The organism is Bradyrhizobium sp. CCBAU 45394 (genome assembly GCF_028128655.1).
In the GTDB taxonomy this organism is placed as follows: Bacteria; Pseudomonadota; Alphaproteobacteria; order Rhizobiales; family Xanthobacteraceae; genus Bradyrhizobium; species Bradyrhizobium diazoefficiens.
This window is the reverse complement of record NZ_LBIX01000149.1, coordinates 25,273-44,755: the sequence shown is the minus strand read 5'-3', so window position 1 is coordinate 44,755 and position 19,483 is coordinate 25,273. Positions and strand designations below refer to the sequence as shown.

The following is a 19,483-nucleotide window of genomic DNA, read 5'->3' as shown; positions in this document are numbered from 1 at the left end:
AGTAGCTTGCAAAGATGCGGCAAATCGGAACCGTATACTCTGCTCCAGTGCGTGGGAACGAAGCTCCCCTTATACAGCTCGAACATTTCTTCGAGCTTCGGACGAGTGATGGGCGGGTCGGTTGGAGCGCACCAAAGCGACCTTGCCGGCGGACAACAAAGCAGGACAGCGACCTCGTGTGTCCGCGTAAGGCCGCTCTCTTCAGAAGTGTCGGCGCTTGGAGCTGGACCTGCGACCCCGCGTCAGATGGGAAAACTCTGCTGAAACATACCACACGCGTCTAGAGTTTAGCATGCAAATTACCTAAGCGCTCCAGCCCCTGCTCAATGAGAGATATTGGAAGATAGCTGAAACACAGGCGCACGTGACGGCCACTTCGTGGGCCATAGTTCCGACCATTTATAAGGTGCACGTCGTGCTCGCGGCTTGCAGCTTCAATAAACCTCTCCGGATCCGTACCCGCGGCAAGCTGTACCCAGAACGAGAAGCCCCCGCTTGGTACACTATATTCCGGCTCGCAAATCCGGCTGCGCTGCAATAACCTATGTACGCCGTCCCGCTTCGCTCGGTAGTGCTCGCGCAAGCGTGTTATGTGCGAGTCAAGAGCGCTCGATTGCAATAATCCCAAAACGACATTGCTTAGAACCGGACTTACGCCGCCGTCGCGTTTGAGGTGCGCAAGCCTGTTGATAATGTCCGACTCCGCAAGCACCCAGCCTACCCGTAGTCCCGGTCCGGCAACTTTTGAGATGCTATGGACATTGATCACGTTGTCGCCCGGCGCCAACCAATGCACTGGACCGTTATAGGGCAACTCAGCATAGACAAGATCCTGCACCAAGAGAGCGCCACTGCGGGCTAGCAGTGCCGCCAATTTGGCCACGTGGTCGCACGACATCTGGTGCCCGGTTGGATTATGAAATGCTGGCATCGTGTAGAAGAGCTTCACCCGGGCACTGGTCTGCAGCACTGCCTCCACTTCGTTCAGATCCACTCCCTCTGCAGCCAGACCTAGCTGGACCACGGTTGCACCCGCGATCGAAAACGTACGCAGTGCACCCAAGTAGGAGGGGTCCTCCGTCAGGACCACGTCACCGGGGTCAATCCAGCCATCGGCAAGCAACTGTAAGGCCTGTGAAGCTCCACTCGTAAGCATAATTTGGTCATGCCGCACACCGTACCTCAGTGCAAGCTTGGTACGAAGTTCGGGCAAACCCGCGGCATCCGTATACTGCGGCAGATCGGCGGGAGCCACACCTGTACGTCCGTCAAACGCGTCTGGCCACGGCAGTTCTGCAAACATCACCGGGTCGGCCAGCCCATAGCCGAAATTGATCCCATGCGTCGCACTTGAGGAGTTGAACGGCGCGAAACCCTGAGCGACAGCGCTGCGTTTTGAGATGCGCGTATTCATAGCTTCGTCATTCGGATCTTCATGATTGCCAAATCTGTTCTCTGCGAAAGCGCTTATTGTACTCCGAGGCAAAGCTTGCAGGTATTGGCGCGCTGAAACGGGGAAAGTCCAGTGACGCCTTTGGCTGGGCTGCTACGGCTGATGTCTCGAGGGACGGCCGCCACGCACCGCCAAAGTAGTGCTGGCCGTAGCCCATCGCTAGCTCAGGTACTACGGGATAGAGTAGGCTCAGGAACAGCGAGATCTGCGCAGCATTCCATGTCCAATCGTCTGCATGTGCAAAGCCAGCTAGCTCGAAGTACCTGTCGATGATATCAAGCGCATCCCAGAAACGCAGTGCGGTGACCGCATCGGCGTAATCTTCAGCGAAGCGGCGGAAATTCGGGGAGAGTTCGGTGCTCTCTACCGTGAGTGCGCTTTCTGCACACCGCCGTAACGCATCTTCCCAGACCCGAATGCGTGAGGCTGCCGAGATGAGCCCGTCGAGATCAAAATCGTTTGCGTCGGTTCCAAACGGCTTGGCCACTCGCGCCAGTGCATAACGGAGTACGTTTGGCCCCACCTCGCGCGCCACTTCATCAGCCCAAAGAGCATGATCACGACTGGTGGAAAACTTCTCGCCTTCCAGCTTGTAGAAATCCTGGACGGAGTGATTTTTTGGAATTGGGTAGCCGCGCGCGAGCAGAGCGCCGGCGACACCTAGCGTGTAGTAGAAGCGATTATCTTGCCCCATGAAGAAGAGAAGCTCGCTGTTCTGGTCGTGCAACGTCGTGTTTGCGTCCAGACCTAAGCGGGCGCATTGCTCGCGAATTCCGGTGTCGAAGCACCAGAGGCCCTCAAACCATGTAAGCAGCGTTTGGCCGATCAGAGAGTCAGGCTGTTGTACCTCAACTCCGTGCCTAAAATGGCGGGTCATCGGCAAGCCGCGCACCTCTCGGTGTAGCCAAGCGCGCGCCCTGGCGCGTATCGGCTCGGGCCACGCGCTTTCACCAATGGCTTCGTGCAGTTGGCGAGCGAGACGCGGCATGTCGAACACGGCCTGCTTGATGGCTCTTAGCACAAGATTGCGGCCGCAGGTGACGTGTCGTGCGTCACGGATTGTGTCGTGCTGAACAGCCAGCCCGCAGTTCTCACACAGATTGCTGTCGCAGGGCGATGAGCAGGCCGGGCAACGGCCAGTTGCGAGCGAGTCCGCAACGAGCTCATCGCAATGTTCGCAATACAGTTGCACGCCCTGCCTTACGTGGACGTAGCCGGCCACTTGCAGCTCGCGGAATATCGCTAGCGCATTTTCCTTGTGAATCTCGCTAGATGTGCGCACGAACACATCAGGCGTAATTTGCACGGCACGCAAACACTCTAAGATCTGGTGAACGTATTGTTCTGCGACCTCGCTAAAGGATCGGCCGAGCTTTCGTGCCGTTTCGAGCGTATGTGTGCCGTGCTCGTCTGAGCCGGTGATGTAGTAGGCCCGATGGCCGGTCATGCGCTGGAAGCGGACGAAGATATCAGCAAGTAAATACACGCCGCCGATGTGGCCCAGATGTAGTTTGCCGTTAGGGCAAGGCGGCGCAGGACAGACAAAATAAGTGCGCACGTCAATCCCACCAGATCGAGATAAACTTGAGAGTGCTGTCTTGGCTGATATTGCGGATAGTGTGCGTCTGATGTGGCGACATGTAACACAAGGTCGCTTCGCTAACATTACGGACCTGGCCGTCGACTTCGAACTCTCCGCGACCAGAGATCAGCAGCCACAGCTCGTGCTCCTGATGATCGTGCGGGTCGACCGCATCGCCTGGAGCGAGCTCCACGACTGAAGCGCCAAATGCTGGGCTGAGACCCTCCGGGAGATGCTCCAAAAGGCGCCAGACCAGAACTCCGTATTCGGATCTCATCAGAGAATGATCAAGCTGCGCCGTGTACACGATGGTCTTCCTCAGACGTTGGCTATCAGTCGCGATAGAATATGCCATTGGGAAGCTTTAGGTTTTCAAGATCGGCCACCGCTTCCTCTGGAGGGTTGTAGGCGCGCTTCATGCAGTTGTATTCGGTGCGTGTCGGACCCCCAGTGGATGCGCGCTGGAATACCAGGTGAATCGCACGACGCGACCGATCGCTCTTGTTTGGCAAGGAGTAATGGGGCGCATAATCGTCGAAAATGAAAACATCACCAGCTTTCAATTGCACCGGCTCCCATGTGAAGGTCTCGGCGATCTCCGGGTGAATCACGCCGCCGGCATCCATCGGAAACATTCCTTCCTTATGGCGAGCTGGCGTGAAGAAGAGCCCACCGTTACCCGGGTCGGAGTCGTCCACGGCGATGGATGCAATTGCGTGCACCATGCGGTCGGGTATCTTGTGCGGCACATGGTAGATGTCCTGATGAGGGCGGTATCCGCCGCTGTCCGGATACTTGAAGATCAGAAGTTCCTTCAACATCCGTGTCTTCTCATTCAAGAGTGTCTCGACCGCTATACGAATGCGGCCATCGGCCAGGAGCCCCTCCCGTAGAGGGGCATGGTAGTCTAGGAAGTTCTCGGCCTTCGAGATAATCTTCCGGCTGTCACTCGTCTTCTCGAACCACAACATCCACTTATCGGAGCTTACATCCCAACGTGCAACTTCCTCAACGTAACGAGAAATCTTGTCGCGCGTGGCTGGATCGAAGAACCTTTCCAATCGAAGGTATCCATCCTTATGCCATTTCGATTGTTGTGCCTCAGTCAGCATGTGTGAGCTCCTTCCTAAGATGAGGCGGATCAGTTGTGCTTTGCCCGAGGCGGGTTGCTAGCACCGCATTCAGAGCGGTCGCGCTCAATAGGCTCAGCAACATCACGTCAAGGCCGAATCCACGGACCAACTGCCCTCCGACCATGGGAAAGCCGAAGATCCCGAAGAAGTATGCGAGGGTAAAGATCTGCGAGGTAGTGGGCACGGAGACGCCGTGCTCGCCGGCGAGATTGACGGCTATCGTGTTTAAGGTTGAATAATTTAACCCATAGCCGGCGGCAAAGAGCACTGTGGCCGCAATATAGAGTGAGGTGCTGCCACCGTTGAGAAGGAACAGCACCAGAGACGCAGCGATCAGTAGGATGAGCGTGAGCGCCAGTCGGCGTAACGGCAGGCTGCCCATGAAGTGAGCGACTGAGAAGCGTAGTGCCACGCTCGTAGCAGTAAAAACGAGAAAGAACAGATCGGAATTCAAGTGACGTGATGCGGAATACGCGCTCTGATATGTGGACAGCCCCGCGAACGTGCAGCCTGAAATCGCAATCATGGCGATCGGGAGCGCTGTGCACTTCTGAAGCAGTGTCATAGTCGCGGCAAGTGTAATCGCGATATCCGGCATAGCCAGTGCCGATAGCCTCGACATCGCGCGTCTTGTAAGGTCCACGCAGGCGGCGGCGGTCACGCACGCAATCGCAAGCACCGCATAAATCGTGGCCAGCGAACCAGTGTATTTTGCGAGCAAGTGACCAAGTGGAGCCGCTAGGCCGAGCCCAGCCATTTGTGATCCGGATAAGACCGTCAAATACTGAATACGTGCTGAGGGCCGTAGATGTCGAATGATCTGCAGCGGTGCCAGAATGTAGAACACTGACCAAGCAGCGCCCACCATTAGTCCTCCAACGTACGCCGCTCGCGTATCGAGGGCAGCGCCGGCAAAGGTCAGCATGGCTACCGCCATAAACAGCGATGCGGCAGTCAACGTGGGTAATAGGCCTATCCGCTTTGCCAGCCACCCAGCCAAGCAACAGGAAACGAGAGTAGTAGCCATGCCGCCGGAAATAATAAGACCCGCGGCTCGACTATCCGTTTCGAGCGCATGCATGTAGTCCGGCAATAGAAAGCTAGTGCCGTAAGCTGCGGCAATGACGATGGAGGCAATCAAAAATGGTACAAAGGCGCGGTAGTCGAGCGTGCCTGAAAGCTGGTCGGCAGCGTTGGCCGTTCCATGCGCAATCCGGCCCCGCAGCGGTGAGGTCGAGCCGCCGTTCATGTGCTACCCAATACTTGTCGGGTCGATCGCATCGCAACCACACCGTCGTCTCGTTCAGACGTGTCTGAACAAACCTCAATCATCTGCCTGTCGGATGTATTCAAATAGAACGGTCGGCCGAGAAGGCTGTTAATAATTTGGCTGTTGCGGTACGCCACCAAAGATAGATTGGCACTCTGCAATCCGTGCTGCACGCGGCTTTGATTTTGTAGATAAATTGGTCCTGGCATGTGCCGACCGAAGCGGACTGCGTAGTCCGGGCCGAGTACGGGCAGGCCATCTTCCATACACGCACCCTCGAGGAGGGCCTCCAAGAAGGGCGGCGTACGTGGCTGGAAACCTGTAGCAAGCACTATACGATCGACGAGGATGCAGCTATTTCGCTGCGTTGCGATCTCATCTAGATCGACTCGCCAGCGCTTTTTGTGGGACGCGATGTCTTTCACGACTACGCTGGACAACACACGAAAACGGTCGGCCAGCGTGCCATCCACGCTGCGTTCGTACAGCATTTCATATAGGCGATTGCACAAATCGACAGAAATACCATCGCTCGTAAGCACCTCACCCTCGACTATGTCCCGGCGCTGCTGAAGCGGTAGAGCGTGAAAGCGACGGCTATAGGAGGGTGTGTAAGCCTCATTCACAAAGCTGTTGTCGTCGATGGAAAACAAGTTTGAACGCGACGTTGCCCACGTGATTTGGGTGGGCACAGAACGAGTAAGCATGTCCTCAATAATCTCAGCCCCGCTCTGACCACCTCCCACAACGAGCACATGCTCGGCTGCATGCGGAAGCTGCCGCTCGAGATAGTCGGCTGCATGGTAGACAGTGTCACATAGCAAAGATCTGGCGCAGGGAGGAATCTTGGGCTCTACGCCAACGCCCACAACAACAGCGCGCGCCAAGTATGTGGTTGTATTCGTGCTGATGCGGTAGCCGTCCCTAAACGGAACAACATCCGTGACGTCCTCCGAGAAGCGGAGCGTATTGAGTCGCCCTGCGACCCACCGGTAATACTCAATGAACTCCTGCCGGGACGTTGAAGCATTTCGCTTGTTGACAAAGCTGTAGAGCCGACCATGCAGTGCCAAATAGTTGAGGAATGAGTATGGGCTAGTAGGATCGACTAGGGTCACGCAATCCTTGAGCGGCGACACCTGAAGGCGACTGTTCGGCAGTGCAAGGCCTGGATGCCAGAAAAGTGCGTCTCGCTTCTCCAGGAAAAGTGCGCGGAGCGGAGTAGGTTCAATAAGCGCTGCAAGACTGAGGTTAAATGGGCCGATCCCAATTCCGATGACATCCAGCATTTCCACAGAAGTCTCTTTGAGCTCGTGTAGGTTCTTGTCCTTGGCGCTCGTGTAAGTTCTGTCCGGGTCCTTCGCTTCATTACCGAAGCACGTTTGTGTGACTTGGGATGGGGCAGCGGCTTGGCCTGTAGCCGCGGGAGGCGTGGTGAATGACGCATCCGCAATAGCCGCGTCTTGCAAGACGTCTGTTGAAACCGGCAACAGTCTCATCCGTGTGAACCCTAAAATCCGCCTGCGACCATCTTCACCCACCTCATCCGGTGATCTCTCTGCTCATTAGCAACCGCCGTGCCACCCACAAAATCTCGACCGCGCCTTGTTGGACGAGAAGAACATGCCCACGTACAGCGTTTCGTGCGGAGTTGCTCCGGCAGCCCCTGTCGGATTTACGACATTAAGGCGGCAATCTGACATACCCATATGGAATATGAAGCGTGCGGATCCATGGCTGAGAAACCAACACACCGTGAATGCTCATCTATGCCGACAATGCTCAAATCACCACGATCTTCCTCACATCGTCAGCGTTACAAGAAGGGTCGGACGATCTACATCGAGAGTGAACCCGCGGAATGCGTCTATCATGTCATGAAAGGAGCGGTACCGGCCTACAAACTGCTGTCCGATGGGCGACGCCAGATTGGCGCGTTTCACTTACCAGGTGACATTTTCGGATTCGAGAACAGTGGGGCACACCGATTTTGCTACGGAAGCCGTTACGCAGAGCACTGTTCGGCTGATCAAGAGGCACACTCTTGATGCAATCGCCCACACTGACGCAGTTGTCTGACGCACCTTGCTCAGCATGACCATGGCTAAATTGCAGCACGCGGAAAACCAAATGCTGCTGCTTGGACGCAATACTGCTCTGGAGCGCGTTGCCGCTTTCCTTGCATGAGATGGATGCGCGGCTGACGACTGCTGATGTTATGTCACTGCCAATGTCTCGCCGAGACATCGCGGATCACCTAGGCTTGACCATCGAGACCGTCTCACGCAGTGTCGAAATTACATAATGATGGCGTTTTTGCTTTCGTCGGCAATACTCAACGCGAGCACATGATTCTAGACCGGCAGCGGCTCGCTAGTTTCGACCTGCAAAGTTGAGCGCCGGCCGAGCGCTTGCAATCCGTAACTCGGGACGAGCATAAGGGGACGCGGCAACGGGCTTGTCAGGCAGCCGTTCGGCGAGCGCGCCGATATCAGAATGAACGAGCTCGTGGTTGCGTTCGACTCCCTTCAATTGATGGATGATCCGTATCCTAGGCCCCTTCAGAACGTGTTCGCAATCCTTGGCTCCCACACCCAAAGCCGTTGCCAATCGCTCGATGACAGCGTTCTCCAATCCCTCCTTTTGCGCTCGCGTGCGAATGTCCGCCACCAGGTCATGGATCTGCCCGGCCATGGAGATCAGCGTAGCGATGAGCACGTCAGCATCAACACGCAGCTCGCGTGAAAATTTTTGCCACTGACGCAAGCCAATTTGGTCGAGCTTGTATTCACCCCCGACTTTCATGGCGAGTTTGATCTTGCGCTGATCGACGTTGTCGTAAGGAAGAATGCTGGCGATGTCGTAAAGGGGGACGAGACGCACGAGAGGACCGCTGGCCAGAAGCAATGAATAGTTCTTGGCGTGAGCATCAGAGCCTCCAATGAGCCAGTTGAAGACCAAAGCGCTGACGAACGTCTCAGGTCAGCCTCGCGGTCTGTCGAGTAGGTACGCAAGAGCTCGACCACATCGGCAGGCGTTGGTCCGCCCTCGTTCTGGTATTTCTTGGTCGGCGGGATGCCCATGGCCTGACAGATATCTTCCTGATGAACGCGGATAATGTCGTTCCCGCTGACCTGCCGATCGTAGCGTTCAAACCACGATCGCTATTTCCTGTTCGAAGCGCATCACCTTGGTTTCAGCGGGTGGCAGCCCGAGTTCGCGTGCGAGCTGCAGGCAGATATGCTCATTCTCGGCGTGACCATCGAAATGGCCCGTCGGTGGTTTCAAAATGTAGGTGGTTGGTATGCGCCCGGATGGAATGCCCCATTTGTTGTCTTTGAGGACAAGCGCGGTTTTCGGCTGGGCGCCTAAAGACTGAATTGACCCGTGTCGCGGGGCAGACGCCAGGCAGCGTGATCCTCGCGCAAGACTCGAGGCCGATTTGCTATTTCCGGCTTATCCAGCCATTCGATCTCGTCATCTTTGCCTGTTTTCAGAGCCTCCAATCGATCAGGCGTGACGAACTGGATGGCCCCGGCGCAATCCTCACCGATGTTAGAGATGAGGGCAAACACGTTGCGCGCCTATACCTGAAATTTCTTGGCCCAGCGCTCGAGCACCTGCTCGTTGTCAGGAAGCAGCCCCCACAAGAAGGACTGAACAGTGGCTGGACCGTGCTCCTCGGCGGCGAAAGCGACAGGGGATAGGCCCCTTCCGCGTTGCGCCATGCATTGTCATAAACGAAGGTCAGCCGGCCGCGCGAGTCGCTGCGGACGCGACCGACTTCGGTGCCACCCAAGAGTGCAATGAGCTCGGCCATTATGTCTTGCCTTTCTTGGCTTTGTTGACGATGGCGTTGATATCAACTGCGGAGGTAGACCCGCGGCTGGTCGGCCCTCCACTGTTGGCGTCCACCGGGATGCCGAGAACGTCGAGAGCACGGAGTACAAGAGCCAGCTCTGCGCGGGGATGACCATGCTCGACGTTAATCACCCATTGACGGCTGACGCCGACCGGTTGCGGTCTACGTCGGTTGGAAAGGACTTGAAGTCATCGGGCTCGGCCTCGAGCCATTCGCACACAAGCCGGACTCGCAACCCATGGTGGGGGGTACGAGCGTCGCGCAGCATCTACGGACTTCGTGGTATGCAAGGCGTGAGCAGGGTCGTTGAGCTCGCACGGTCGGTACGGTCGCCGCGATTGAGACCGGACCTCGCGCTTCAAACCCATGCATCCTCAATCAAAATGCTTGCAGCCGCAGCGAATTATCTATCTGAACCCGTGCGAAAAATCCGCTCCGCTGTAAGTAGGATGACGCCCAGTCAACAACTTCGTCCAGAGTCCGTTGGAGACCCAAGCTATTTGGAGCAAAAATGACGAGGTCCAGATTGATGATTGCCGCCGCGGCTCAGGCCGCGGCGGAATTTTTGGCCTGAAACCCATGTAGGAAGTCCGCCGTCCGTTGGGCATTGGACGAGGTCGAGAAGATCGCGCGTCCGTTCTTCAGCACCTTTATTCAAGAGGCGATATAGGAGGCGTGATCCTCCCTCACCTCCGGTGTTAGGCCGAGATCGGCGGACAGGAAGGCCGCGCCAAGCTCCGCGACCAACTCTTCCATGGCATAGCCTTCAACGCCGAAGCGCCAGCGGCCGAACTCGCGGTTCCAGGCGGCTCTCGCGGCGGCATGTAGTGTCCAACGCCACTCATTGCGCGGGCTGCGGCAGAAATGGAAGTACGTGGCCCTCACCTTTTCAGGTGGTGTACCGACCTTCGCCAGAGTACCTGCGAAGCTTGTCGAGATAGCTAGCGGGATTGGTCGGGGCAAGATGTAAAACAGTGCGGGCGCGGCTCGGTGCTAACCGACCCGGGGGCTGAAACCAGGCCAACTAGTCCCTACCACATCCGCACTGCCGTTGAGACTAGCGGAAGAGTGACTCGGCGCTGATCGGTCTGGAGCGATAACGCTGTCCCTGTCACATCCCGTTAATCCCAAGGGCTCTGTATCTGTGATAGCTTACCGCAAGCTGACAGGCCTTTGCGCAGTCGGTCAATAATGTGTGGGCTATCAACACTCGCTCAATCCGCCACGAAAACTCCTGCAACCACTCAGACATGCTCTCTGTGCTGTCAGTCGTCACGACTTCAGGATCACCCGGACGGCTCAGGCGCTGATCAGTGAGACATTGTCGGTTGCGGACCATACCATCGTAGATACTTCGCCCCGCTAGAGGGCAGGTCTCCTGTGGCGTCAAATTGCGAATTCGGTGCTGTGCGCCCCGCCCATCCCTCTGCCGTGCATATTGTACTGCCATGTTCGTCGCACTGCGCGTATCGGTCGGGGTGCATTTGTGGCATTCCAGTAAGCCTTCAACCGGGGAATCCTGCGGATTATAGCGCGACAATCTGGCTGGGAAGCGCATTTCCTCGCCCTAATTGTTACCGGATGCTGAGCCGTTGCCTCACGTAAATTGCTCCCTTGGATCGGGAACGAGCGGGGGCGAAGATGGGGTGGGGAACATCATCCGCCGATCAATTTCAGCTTGTGATGTTAAGCGCGAGCGCAAGTTCGCTCTTCGCGGAATGCTGGTCGCGTTTGCGGGCACCTTAGTACCGCCCCCCGCTCAGGTCGCCGGGACTCGATGTGATTGCGGCGTTGTTGGCTGGGGCAGACTTGAGGCGATTGGCGTTGGGCCACGCTTTTGTGCAAACGAGTAACCTGCGGCAGATTGCTGGCCGAGCCCGGTATGCGCTCGACGCCACGATTCCTAAATTCCGCAGCGGGATCTCTCCTGGGCAACCGTGACCGCGGCGAGCCCCAACATCACGTCGCCGGTGAATCCGAAATGGAGACGATAGAGCCACCAGATTGCGCAGCACCGGTCGAGATCGTACATGGCGAGCGCGCGCCTTGTTGCTGCGACCATCCGCGACATCGGCTTCATTCCGCGTGTCATCTGGAAACCTCGACGTCTCGGGGCCAGCGCTCTCCATTTGATGACTTTTAGGGCGATGATGGCTCGCTGTCCGGCACGTGCACCTGCAATGGATCGGGAGCTGAGATTGATGTTCGACATGCCGTTCTTTTCCGCGTTTCGAAGCTGTTTGCGCACACCTATATGCATGCGGTCTTTGCCGTAATCCTACGGCGAAGGTACTGCTTGCAAAACGCCCAGATCTGGTAGTGCCAATTGATAGGATTCCCATCCGATCAATACGCTCACGCGATCGCACTGCTATGCAAAGCCATTTGCGACCCTCGTGGCGGCTACGCGACCTTTGCTGCCAGCTCCTTGAGAATACCTCGTGCGTCCGCCAAGACTATCTAGGCTCGCATCGGCAGGTCCTACGCCGTTTCCGAGTAACCCCTCCAGGTCACCGGTTTCGCTACCCAAATTTGCGCGGACCCAGCCGACATCGAGCGCTGGCCTGCGGCCGAGCCCCGTCTGACCGCGCATGCAATTCTCGGTCGCCTCGCTAAGCAACGCCCCGAACAGTTCGGCCCGCACCACACCATCGTGCAGAGCTACTCAGAGGCAAAGCAGCCGAGACGATCATCCCACACGGCTAAAGCTGCGGCGCTGGCCGCGTGTCATGGGCATTCCGCGACGTCTCCAGTTCCTTCCGATCCTGCGCGCTATGGTGCAATCTCGGACTGGCCGATCGCCGGAGCTACATCGATCAAGCGAAAGTAACATCCTCAGATGAGGCAATACGGGGGCAATATGGCATGCCGGATGACAGGCCGGCGCCACGCAGACGAAATGGCCAGGATGATCGTGCTTCTCGTGGGCTGCCAGTGGGTCCGAGGATGCGTACCCACTGCGGCGCGAACAATCCACTGTTAGGTGGCGAATGTCTCTCCAGGTAAGGCCACCCGAAGTGATCGCAGGCCTCCAGCCCGGTGCGATCGGTTCACAGCCGGGTTGGCTCCCGTGTAAGCCTAACGAACCCTCCTTCGGCTAATTCGGCTTTGTAGGCCCGTCCGTTAAGTAGGATTGTGGTGGAGTTATCTGCGGTCGGCATGAAACCTTCTTCGCGCAGCTTGTCCATTAGGGCAAATGTAGCCCATTGCTGTGCTAGCGGCGTTCCGAAGCGCCGGTTCTCCGAGAAGAACGCTCCGAAGTCCGGTACCCCCGCCCGGCCGGCCCCAACCACTTGGTCCTCCGCAGGGTTATGAACAAGACGAACGCGATTGAACGGATCCAAACCGGCCGTGTAGCGGTGACCTAGGATTTCATAAGTCATCGTCGGCTGGTCCGAGTCCGGCAAGAGACCGCGGTGGAACAGCCTCTCAACCATCTCGTCAGGGGCGCTTTGCGAACCGTGGGAAAATCTTTGGGGAACGGCAAATGAGACATCTATCGCTTCCTCAGGTGCGGCAGGTGATGATGGTCCAGCTTCATTCATGATCTGACTGAACAAATCATGATCTTCCTGTGTCCAGACGTGCGCCGTTGGCGATTCTGGTGAACGGGCATTGTCAATCGGGTTCGGATCCATAAAGCTCTCCTTTGTGTTATGAGAACAAAGGCCTCTTGAAGATCTCCCGCAGGGAATGAGCTGAAGTTCGTCACGAATTCAGACATGGGCGGCTTCGTCATCGAGAGGCCAAGTTCGAGTGTTAAAGAGGCTGGCTTTCGAGAAGCTGACAAAGGTCGAAAAAGAAGACAAACCGCGGCCGCATCTGCCACGTCTGATCCGATCATCTTCGAGCCAAGTTTCATTCCGCCTGACCTCGCGCAGGCCTGCGTCGTGGATTGCGTTCACCTGGCGGTAAAGCTGGTTTGGAGGTCCAGGCGGACCGCGGTCAGACCCAGTCTTGCACCGAACATGTGCATTTCGATCTCTGCCCGCGATCAGTCGTCAGGCTTACGCTTCGAGCTTACGCTCGGGGCCGCTAACCAGAATGGCCGCCATAGCCGCGCCCCTGCACGCGGCGCGCGGCCGGGGATCAGGATGCTTACTCGCTGTCGTAAAATTTGCTCTGCAATATCTTGAGTTGCGTCGGATGTAACGCCTCTTCAATGCAGCCGAAAAACATCTGGCTTCTTGCATTGACACGCTGCCTATCGGTTGGGCCATGCTCCATGTCGGTTTGCAACGCGCGTACGGCGATCCAGTCCTTCGAGGATCCTTGAGCAACTCAAACAGGGTTCGGTTCTGATAGGGATGAAGCCGAAAGTGAGCGAAAGCGACCTTGGCTGAGATCTTCGCATCGCGCAGTGCGTCGGGAAGCGTGAGGAGATCCAGCCCCGCCAGTTCTCCGATCTCTTGCATTTGATTCTGCACTTCCTGATATTGCTCGCGCGCCGAGGTGTAAGGCCGAGGTAGGCACCGACTGTCAACGCCGATCGGAAGCGCAATGGGTCATCGATCGTATGGCGGAAGGTCAAGGCGATCACTACGCCGACACCGGGAACGGTCATCAGGCGGCGCGTCGTCTCATCCGCCCTCGCCAACTGGCGAACTTCGTCGTCGAACTTGTTCTGCTGCTGACAAATATGCTCATGGATCAACAGGAGCGGCGATATCACGCAAAGGAGTGGATGACTATCGTCCAATAGCTCGCTGACCTGGTTGCGGAACTGCTGGCCGATCGCGCGTGGGAACAGCAAGCCGTATTCTTTGATCAAACTCCGGACCTGATTCTCGATGTCTCGGCGCATGGACACGAGCCGGGATCTCGCGACGAGTATCGCGCGGATCTTCTGACTTTCCTCGCTCTTGACCTTGACTTCTCGATACCAACCAACCCGCACCAGTTCGGCCAGACCTCGAGCATCATTCTGATCGCTCTTGTTCATGCGTACGGACAAAGCCGCGTGGGCATGCCGCGCGTCGATGCAAACCACTGGGAGATCGACCCTACGAAGTTCATGCCATAGCCAGCTCGCCATCGCCCCAGTCTCAAATCCGATGCGCTCCGCTTGTGGCGCCCGCTTGCGAAGCAATGCCGCGAGTGCCCCGGGGTCGGACTTTGCCTTTCCTTCGAACAAGATCTGACCCACTTCGTCGACCACACATACTGACGTTTCTTTTTGCGAGACATCCAGCCCAACATATTGCTTCATGGCCCCCTCCGATTCGTAAGATTGCGGGAAGGCTTGAAGATAGCGGACCTTTTTGAGCCGCGGGCGCCGACCGCAATTACGTGATCGTCTGCAAGATATTGCCCCCGTATTGCCTTATCTGAGGTAAGGCCGTTCCGCTCCCACCTTCTCGCGGCACATGGGGTATGCGAGTTTCACGATCTCTTTAAAGGGATCGGCTTGTGTCTATGCTTGACCATATGCTTAAGGCGGACGTGACGGCGCGCCGGCTGGAAGTGATCACGGAGACGGGACGCCGTAGTTGGTTCTCGAAAGACGACAAGGCCCGGATCGTCGAGGAGACGCTGGTATCAGGCGCGGTCGTTTCCGAGATTGCCCGGCGACACGGGCTGACCCCACAACAAGTGTTCACCTGCCGCCGGCAAGCACGCCGATTGCCGACGCCGATAGCAGACGATCCGCCGTTTGTACCGGCGGATCGTCGAATTTTCGACGGGCGGTGGTGAACCGGTCGCCAGCCACGCGTCTATGCCGTTTACCACCATTTGGCCGATTTCCGCGAATTGCAGGATGTCATCACCGACAAGCGGCACGGTCTCGCCAAGGCGAGCATCAGCGGCGTGCTCAGCGAAAGCTGCATCCGCGACGCGAAGATTATGCCCGATGACGTGGCGCATCTGGATATTCGGCGTCAAAACCGCAAGCGCTTCCGGTGAAAGCGCCACATGCCCTACGGAGGCCGCCCGCGCCACGTTGACACGCAGGTTCCATGACACACTTCCAACGCTGTCATTCCGCGCCGCCGCCCCGCCGCTGCCGCGCATGCTCCGCACTGGCACTGCTCTTGCTGATGAAACGGTAAACCGACCATTAGCATTGAAAGGTGTGCCGCAATGAGATCCATGGTGTTTCAAAAAAGTGCGGCCGGCATCGCTGTCAGGTACGCACCTCCGTTCTTACTGGGCCGTCTGCTGACACGGCGAAAAACCCTACGGCTGCGCCGAAAGCTGCCGTCCTGGACGGGCCTTGCGCTACTGGTGCTTGTCGTGGACATCCTGATGGCGGTGTTCGCTTGGGTCGCCGTCGGCTTCGTCCTGAACTGAGATGTCTCCCTTATGCAGGCAGAACGCTGCCAGCAGGTAGCCGATCTGGCCGACGAAGAGGCATCCGATGACGACGGACACGCCAGCGAAGAAGCCAAAGCCGGAGGCCTGAAATACGATCGCGGCGAGGACCGCGATTGCCGGAGACACTAGCACGATGGCCCAGACCCGAAAGAACAGGCCCGTCCCCAGTCCGATGATTGCGCTCCCTAGCAGGGCCAGGATAATCGTCACATTTCACTTCCAGTTTGAGTGCGAGCCGCACTGCAATCCATCATCTGGATCGCTCTAACAAGAATGGCGTTGTCCGCCGCGCCGACAATGCGGAGTTAGTGTTAACCTCGACGATGTCCTTAAAGTTGATCCCAACGCGGGCCAGACCTCTGAGGGCCTGGTCTCGAAACACCGTGATCGGCCTTACCGCGGCGGACGGCAATCGGCGTTCAGTGTCCGTGCTGCTGGGCTTGCTATCCGCCAAGCACTTAGCTTGGTCAAGGTGCGAAACGCAGCGAGCGCGTTCGCTTTAAGTGAACGCAAAGGCGAGCAGGCTCGAGCAGAGCACCACCAGACCGACCGCGGTCAGTGCCAGGAAGCTGTCGGAGCCAAGGTCACGATTGCGCATGAAACACCCACGATTGCTACGTAGGAGCGAGGGCAGCAGTCCCGCCTTGGCTCGACGAGAGAACAACCGGCCACCGCCTCAAGCGCCTTCTGCCGCCAGGGCTCGTACTAGGTCTCGGGAAGGGGACACCGGCTGGAGGGATGCGGAGATCGTCGTGCCCACACATCACCTCTATTGGCCTGGGCGACATTAGACCTGGCCTTGCGTTCGCATCGCGCGTTTCTTGAGGTGAGCCCGCAGCATTGCTTCGTTCTATCGGATATGGCGCAGGAAAGCGGCGAGATGTCGGGCGTCCACGATCGGCACAAGCTACGTCATCCTACCGATCTCATCGATAGAGAAAGTCGTCGGCGCAGGCGGCCGTAGCTTACGATGCGTTCGCGTGTCTCATCTTCTGTCGATCTCATACCGCCCCACCGTTTAATTCAGGTTAGCGCACAAGCTGTCATCATGGCAGGTTAGCCGAATTCGGCGATCGATTACAGGCATAGGTCAGTACGCAATGTACAGAACTGTGCCCCGCGTTTGCGGTAAGGACACGGGAGGTCAGCCCAGCGCCCGGCCCTGCCTTAGCCACCGCTAAACAATGAGCTCGGTCACCCCATGCCGCGCCGGACGTGGCGAACTTCAAGAATTTATCTTTTCTCAAATGTTTGCCGCGACCTTCCAGCACTGGCCGCAACGTTAGAGCCAGTCCTGCGGGGGTCCCAGATGAGGACATATCTGAGCTCGTATGTCTCGAAGCTATTCGCGGGGGACCTGGCGGCTTTCGGCGGCCCTGCGACAGATGAAGCGGTCGCAGGGCACATTCGCGCGGAGCAGATCTCCCTCGTGCTCGGTTACTCCCTGGGCATAATGCTGGCCAACGCCTGCAATGCGACGGTGCTTGCAATTGCCCTCTGGCACTCGCCCAACAGAAACTATGCCCTGATCTGGGCAGCTGCCGTGGTTTGCGGCGCGTTATCGATAGGCTTGAAGGCGCGTTTATCACGACGGATTACGAAGCCGCAGTTCGTCTCCCGACAGGCCATGCATCGGCTGGTGCGAAATGCGCTCGTTCTTGGAACCGCCTGGGCGGTCGTTCCGGTAGCTTTCTTCGCCGACGCCTCGAATGGCGGCCAACTCGTGATCACATGTCTTTGCTCCGGGATGCTCGCGGGCGGAGCATTCGCCTTCGCTACGATTCCGGTGGCGGCGGTTGCATTCACGGCTCCGATTTTTGTGGGTACGGCAATCTGCCTCGGCAGAAATGGCGATTTCGTCTATCTGCTCGTCGCTATCCTTGTTGTGGCGTATGGCTTCGTACTTCTGCGCGGCGTTTTCGCCCATTCTTTCGAATTCACGAAACGCACCATTGCTCAATTGGAAGCCGAACGGAGGGTCCGGCGGGATCCCCTGACCCACTTGCCGAACCGTTTCGCCTTCAACGAAAGCCTCGAAGCTGCCATCAACCGGTCGGCTCGCTCGGGCGAGGAATTCGCGGTTTTTCTCCTTGATCTCGATCGCTTTAAGGAAGTGAACGACAAATTCGGCCACCCCGCAGGAGATGAGTTCCTCGTTCAGGCCGCGGCGAGACTGCAACGATGCGCGCGTGAGACCGATACCGTCGCGCGGATCGGCGGGGACGAATTTGCGCTGATCGTGACCAATCTGGCCAAAGTAGAAGACGCGTTGGAAATCGCCGAGCGCTTCGTTGGCGCTTTCGGCGAACCATTCCTGATCGAAAGACGCGAGATCGCGGGCGCGACGAGCGTCGGAATCGTGTTGGCCCCGCGCGACGGCAATACGCCTAATGAGCTCCTAAAAAATGTCGACCTTGCGCTCTATCGCGCCAAAAAAGCGGGGCCCGGAACGGTTCGCTTCTTTGAGGCCAGCGACGACAAATCAGCGCGCGATCGCAGGGCGCTGCAACGGGATCTGGAGGAGGCGATCGGGAAAGACGAGCTTTTTCTCGTCTACCAACCGTTCTTTGATATTCGCGAGAACCGAGTAACCGGATTTGAGGCCTTGCTGCGCTGGCAACATCCTGTCCGTGGAGTCATTTCGCCGGCTGAGTTCATTCCAATTGCCGAAGAAACCGGCTTGATCCACCCGATCGGTGAGTGGGTGGTCCGACGCGCCTGCTCGACGCTGTCGAACTGGCCCTCTGATCTCAGGGTCGCCGTGAATTTCTCTGCAGCTCAATTCCATAACACCAGCATCCTGCAAACAATCGTGCAGGCCCTGGCGGAGGCCGGAGTTGCCCCTAGCCGCCTTGAAATCGAAATAACGGAGTCGATGCTGATTTCAAAGTACGGGCCGGCATCATCGATCTTGAATTCACTCCTGCAACTGGGGGTGACGGTGGCGCTCGACGATTTCGGAACAGGATTTTCGTCGCTGACCTATTTGCTAAAATTGCCTTACACCCGCATCAAAATCGATCAGTCCTTTATACGCGACATGCTGACACGGCCGGATAGCGCGGCGATCGTAAAATCAATAATCACGCTGGCGCAGGATCTGCACATTGGCGTGGTCGCGGAAGGCGTCGAGACCACCGAGCAGCTCGGGTGTTTGCGCCAAACCAGCTGTGATGAAGTCCAAGGATATCTCATCGGTCGGCCGGTATCAGCCGACCGCATCTTCGCCCTGCTCGAAAATAAGCAATGGTCGACGCCTGCCGCTTGAAACGCCTTGTGCAAACCGACCGACCATCATGCCGCGCGACGCCGCGTGAGGCGCTGGCATCGCTAGCGGAATCAATGACAAGATAGGTATGTGACCGACTTGCGATATCACCCTACGGCATCCAAGTCCGCGCCGTGGCGCTTGCGCTATGGAAAGGGGCGCGCTACTGATCGGATTGGATATTCACCAGTATCTCGCCGGCGACGATTTCGGGGTCTCCAAGATGGAGATCATGCAGACTCGCTTGAACGAACTCCATGACCTTGTTGTTCGCTTCATTGGCGCTTTCGCGATCCTCGAATATCATCACTGCAACACCGACGCCTTCACCTCCGTCCAGGACATAGTACGACTTGAATCCATGCGATTCCCTTAGGATTTGACCGACGCCGCTTTTCGCGCGGCGGGCGGCATCCGCAACCGAACGAACATTGGTGTACTTGCGAATGACCACGTACATTGAAGCACCACGCGTCTCATTTCCATCCTACGTATCAAAGCATATTAGGTCGGCGCCGGACTAGGTCCTAGTTCCAAGGCCGGGCATGTTGCGACTTGGCTATATCAAAACCGAGCATGAAGGATCCCGCATCCAAACCA

The 19,483-nt window shown here is 57.4% G+C and carries 18 protein-coding genes and 2 pseudogenes; 4 read left to right on the top strand and 16 right to left on the bottom strand.

What is annotated here, in order from left to right; genetic code table 11:
• Positions 1 to 280: 280 nt before the first annotated feature.
• The 6 genes from WN73_RS15635 to WN73_RS15610 are packed head-to-tail and all read right to left on the bottom strand — an operon-like array spanning position 281 to position 6,727.
• On the bottom strand, positions 281 to 1,414 hold the full coding sequence (locus WN73_RS15635) for an aminotransferase-like domain-containing protein (RefSeq protein WP_097669489.1): 1,134 nt from the start codon (positions 1,412 to 1,414) through the stop codon (positions 281 to 283).
• 19 nt (positions 1,415 to 1,433) lie between these two features.
• Positions 1,434 to 3,011, bottom strand: a complete 1,578-nt coding sequence (locus WN73_RS15630) for a class I tRNA ligase family protein (protein ID WP_271553617.1) — start codon at positions 3,009 to 3,011, stop codon at positions 1,434 to 1,436.
• Between the two features lies 1 nt (position 3,012).
• Entirely contained in the window at positions 3,013 to 3,342 is a 330-nt protein-coding gene (locus tag WN73_RS15625; protein ID WP_097669493.1) for a cupin domain-containing protein, read from the bottom strand.
• 25 nt (positions 3,343 to 3,367) lie between these two features.
• Positions 3,368 to 4,147, bottom strand: a complete 780-nt coding sequence (locus WN73_RS15620) for a phytanoyl-CoA dioxygenase family protein (protein ID WP_271553616.1) — start codon at positions 4,145 to 4,147, stop codon at positions 3,368 to 3,370.
• On the bottom strand, positions 4,137 to 5,417 hold the full coding sequence (locus WN73_RS15615) for an MFS transporter (RefSeq protein ID WP_271553614.1): 1,281 nt from the start codon (positions 5,415 to 5,417) through the stop codon (positions 4,137 to 4,139). Before WN73_RS15615 ends, WN73_RS15620 begins: the two co-directional genes overlap by 11 nt.
• Positions 5,414 to 6,727: a lysine N(6)-hydroxylase/L-ornithine N(5)-oxygenase family protein gene (locus WN73_RS15610; RefSeq protein WP_271553624.1), complete on the bottom strand. Its 1,314-nt coding sequence runs from the start codon at positions 6,725 to 6,727 to the stop codon at positions 5,414 to 5,416. The genes WN73_RS15615 and WN73_RS15610 overlap by 4 nt, the downstream gene beginning before the upstream one ends.
• Before the next feature lie 480 nt (positions 6,728 to 7,207).
• On the opposite strand from WN73_RS15610, the pseudogene WN73_RS15605 reads away from it, so the two are divergent.
• A pseudogene (locus WN73_RS15605) lies at positions 7,208 to 7,834 on the top strand (helix-turn-helix domain-containing protein).
• Here the strand turns inward: WN73_RS15605 and WN73_RS15600 are convergent.
• From WN73_RS15600 to WN73_RS15565, 8 genes and pseudogenes are all read right to left on the bottom strand, one after another.
• Positions 7,812 to 8,533: pseudogene (locus WN73_RS15600) on the bottom strand (HipA domain-containing protein). The pseudogenes WN73_RS15605 and WN73_RS15600 sit on opposite strands and share 23 nt — an antisense overlap.
• Before the next feature lie 55 nt (positions 8,534 to 8,588).
• A complete protein-coding gene (locus WN73_RS15595) occupies positions 8,589 to 8,759 on the bottom strand; it encodes a HipA domain-containing protein (protein ID WP_271553622.1) in 171 nt (56 codons plus the stop codon).
• Between the two features lie 47 nt (positions 8,760 to 8,806).
• Positions 8,807 to 9,013: a hypothetical protein gene (locus WN73_RS15590; RefSeq protein WP_271553625.1), complete on the bottom strand. Its 207-nt coding sequence runs from the start codon at positions 9,011 to 9,013 to the stop codon at positions 8,807 to 8,809.
• On the bottom strand, positions 8,932 to 9,258 hold the full coding sequence (locus WN73_RS15585; RefSeq protein WP_271553613.1) for a HipA N-terminal domain-containing protein: 327 nt from the start codon (positions 9,256 to 9,258) through the stop codon (positions 8,932 to 8,934). Before WN73_RS15585 ends, WN73_RS15590 begins: the two co-directional genes overlap by 82 nt.
• Before the next feature lie 696 nt (positions 9,259 to 9,954).
• On the bottom strand, positions 9,955 to 10,185 hold the full coding sequence (locus WN73_RS15580; RefSeq protein ID WP_442870104.1) for a zincin-like metallopeptidase domain-containing protein: 231 nt from the start codon (positions 10,183 to 10,185) through the stop codon (positions 9,955 to 9,957).
• A 1,018-nt stretch (positions 10,186 to 11,203) separates the two neighbouring features.
• Positions 11,204 to 11,512 (bottom strand): hypothetical protein, encoded by a 309-nt coding sequence (locus WN73_RS15575; RefSeq protein ID WP_246740496.1) that lies wholly within the window; start codon positions 11,510 to 11,512, stop codon positions 11,204 to 11,206.
• Between the two features lie 838 nt (positions 11,513 to 12,350).
• Positions 12,351 to 12,938, bottom strand: a complete 588-nt coding sequence (locus tag WN73_RS15570) for a hypothetical protein (protein ID WP_097669482.1) — start codon at positions 12,936 to 12,938, stop codon at positions 12,351 to 12,353.
• A 566-nt stretch (positions 12,939 to 13,504) separates the two neighbouring features.
• A complete protein-coding gene (locus WN73_RS15565; protein WP_271553612.1) occupies positions 13,505 to 14,509 on the bottom strand; it encodes an IS110 family transposase in 1,005 nt (334 codons plus the stop codon).
• Between the two features lie 206 nt (positions 14,510 to 14,715).
• Here WN73_RS15565 and WN73_RS15560 point away from each other — a divergent pair, with 206 nt between their 5' ends.
• Entirely contained in the window at positions 14,716 to 14,994 is a 279-nt protein-coding gene (locus WN73_RS15560; RefSeq protein WP_271553611.1) for a transposase, read from the top strand.
• A 39-nt stretch (positions 14,995 to 15,033) separates the two neighbouring features.
• The gene (locus WN73_RS15555) at positions 15,034 to 15,204 is read left to right on the top strand and encodes a hypothetical protein (protein ID WP_179880042.1); all 171 of its coding nucleotides are present in this window, start codon (positions 15,034 to 15,036) and stop codon (positions 15,202 to 15,204) included.
• Between the two features lie 315 nt (positions 15,205 to 15,519).
• Here WN73_RS15555 and WN73_RS15550 read toward each other — a convergent pair whose 3' ends face one another.
• Entirely contained in the window at positions 15,520 to 15,825 is a 306-nt protein-coding gene (locus WN73_RS15550) for a hypothetical protein (protein WP_097669479.1), read from the bottom strand.
• A gap of 1,099 nt (positions 15,826 to 16,924) precedes the next feature.
• Between WN73_RS15550 and WN73_RS15545 the strand changes: the two genes are divergently transcribed.
• Positions 16,925 to 18,883 (top strand): putative bifunctional diguanylate cyclase/phosphodiesterase, encoded by a 1,959-nt coding sequence (locus WN73_RS15545; protein ID WP_097669478.1) that lies wholly within the window; start codon positions 16,925 to 16,927, stop codon positions 18,881 to 18,883.
• Positions 18,884 to 19,046: 163 nt separating this feature from the next.
• Here WN73_RS15545 and WN73_RS15540 read toward each other — a convergent pair whose 3' ends face one another.
• Positions 19,047 to 19,343, bottom strand: a complete 297-nt coding sequence (locus WN73_RS15540; protein WP_097669477.1) for a hypothetical protein — start codon at positions 19,341 to 19,343, stop codon at positions 19,047 to 19,049.
• Between the last annotated feature and the right edge of the window lie 140 nt (positions 19,344 to 19,483).